Raw genomic sequence first — 2,412 nt, 5'->3', positions numbered from 1 at the left:
TCCCGACCCTTGTCGACTCGATCCGGGACCGACTGCTGTCCCTCCCGTCCGGCACCGTCGTACGGACCGGTCACGGGGAGACCACCACCATCGGCGCCGAGGCGCCCCACCTGAACGCCTGGATCGCCCGGGGGCATTGAACCCGCACCGATCCGCTCCCCCCGCCCCGACTCATCGCCTGAAGGAGGCCGACATGGGACACGAACCGATCGACGAGGGAGGTGCGCCCAGTCGGAGCGACATCGCGCTCTCCTGGAAGCGGTCCTCGATGAGCGGTCTGCGGCCGTCCTCCGGGGTGGCGCACCTGCCCGTCGCCGACATCGACCGGCGAGGCCGGCTGATGACGGCGGCGACGCCGGTGCTGGACCGGCTGGCCCAGGAACTGGCCGACACCGGCTACTCCCTCCTCCTCGCCGACCGTCAGGCCCAACTCACCGATGTACGGGTGGGCCGCAGCGGACTGCGCGCGCGACTGGAGCGGGACGGGGCCGTGCTCGGCGGGCGATGGCTTGAGGAGACCACCGGCACCAACTCCATCGCCACCAGCCACGAACTGCGCCGCGGGGTGACCGTGCGGGGCGAGGAGCACTATCTGGAGGCGCTGAAGAAGTACACCTGTTACGGGCGGCCGGTGCTCAGTCCCGTCCACCGGCGGCTGGAAGGCGTCGTGGACGTCACCTGTCTGGCCACCGACGACCATCCGCTGCTGGGGCCATTGCTCGACAGGGCCGTGCGGGAGATCGAGGACAGACTGGGCGACGGCGCCGGGCTGGCCGACCAACGGCTGCTCGCGGCCTTCCAGCTCGCCACCGCGTCGGCCGCGTCCGCCCGCACCACCCCCGTGCTCGCCCTGGGCGACAATCTTCTGCTGGCCACACCCCAGGCCATGGAACTCCTCGACACCGCGGACCATGCCACCCTGCGGGCACTCGCCGAGGACACCCGGGCCGACAGCGACAGCACACGGTCGTGCGCCTTCGAACCGGCTCACGGCGGGCCCGTCCTGCTGCGCTGGCGCAAGCTCCCGGAGTGGGGCGGCGGGGCCGTGTTCGAGCTGGGGGAGGCGGCCTCGGCGGGTCCCCGGGGTGGGCCGTCCGGCCGATCCGCTCAGCCCGCCGATCCGGTTCGGTCGGCTGAGCCCGCTCGGCGGGCTGATCCTGTCCGCCCGACCGATGCTGCTCGGCCGACTGAGCCTGATCGGCCCGCTCGTTCCGCCGAGCCCGGCCGGACGGCCGCCCGCCTCGGCCCGGTGGTGCCGGAACCCCAGGCGAGCCGGTTGCGGCAACTGGCGCGTGAGGGGAGCGCGGTCCTGATCGGCGGGGAGCCCGGCACCGGCCACGACACCGCCCTGACCTTGCTGTCCGGCACCGAGAGGGTGGTCCGCTTCCACGCCGACGAGGGCGGCGAGGGCGACGAGCCATGTTCCCCGGCCGAAGCGGTCCCCGCGCTCGCGGATGAGCCCGGCCCGTACCCCACCGCTGCCGAATCCGACCCGCACACCACCGCTCGCCGCCCACCCGCCACCGCCTCCGAGTCCGAGCCGTCGGCCACCGAGCCCGAGCCGCTCGCCTCCGCCACCGACCACCAGCCGCTCGCCCCCGCCACCGCCCCCGCCACCAACCCCGAGCCGCCCCGGCTCGCCGACCGCTTCTCCGCCCTCGCCACCGCCCTGCGCGACACCGACACCCTCGTCGTCCTCGAAGGGATCCACCTCCTCACCGCGCGGGAGGCCCACCGGATCGGCCGCGTCCTGCGCACCACACCCCCTGCCGCCCGCCTGGCCATGACCAGCGGCCCCCCGCACGAACTGCGCGGCGAACACCTCGCCCTGGCCGCACACTGCGCCGCCCGTGTGGAACTGCTCCCGCTACGCGCCCGCCGCACCGACATCCCCGCACTGATACGTCACCTCCTCGTCCAGCTCGACGCCGACCCCAGTTCCCGCTTCACCCGCGGCGCGCTGGACGCGCTGACCGGACAGCCCTGGCCGGGCAATCTCACCGAGCTGGAGAGCGTCGTCCGGGCTTGTCTCCGCCGGCGCCGCGTCGGTGACATCACCCTGCGGGACCTACCCGACTCCCACAGCGGCAGCAGCCGGTGCCACCGGTTCACCCCGCTGGAACAGGCCGAGTGCGATGTGATCCGGCGCGAACTCGCCGCAGTCAACGGCAACAAGCGACTCGCCGCCCAACGGCTCGGGATCAGCCGGACCACCCTCTACCAGCGGATTCGCGCTCTGGGCATCCTCTGAGACGCCGGACGGGCCGATCCCCCCGGGCGCCTCCCGGACCGTACGACCCACCAGCGCGTGTCCAGAATCGGTACACCCGCACCACACCCACCGCGAGCACCCTCGGGGCAAGCCCAACCGCCCACCCTGAGGAGACAGCAATGACGCTGCACTACGAGTCG

General features: G+C 73.4%; 1 protein-coding gene and 1 pseudogene. Both read left to right on the top strand.

What is annotated here, in order from left to right; genetic code table 11:
• Positions 1 to 140, top strand: a pseudogene (locus tag ACFRFC_RS38200) (MBL fold metallo-hydrolase); the annotation flags it as partial.
• 53 nt (positions 141 to 193) lie between these two features.
• Positions 194 to 2,251: a sigma-54-dependent Fis family transcriptional regulator gene (locus tag ACFRFC_RS38195; protein ID WP_382693787.1), complete on the top strand. Its 2,058-nt coding sequence runs from the start codon at positions 194 to 196 to the stop codon at positions 2,249 to 2,251.
• Positions 2,252 to 2,412: the final 161 nt, after the last annotated feature.

Origin of the sequence: Streptomyces sp. NPDC056734 (assembly GCF_042790455.1) — a bacterium.
Taxonomy (GTDB): domain Bacteria; phylum Actinomycetota; class Actinomycetes; order Streptomycetales; family Streptomycetaceae; genus Streptomyces.
This window is presented reverse-complemented; position numbering and strand designations above follow the sequence as displayed.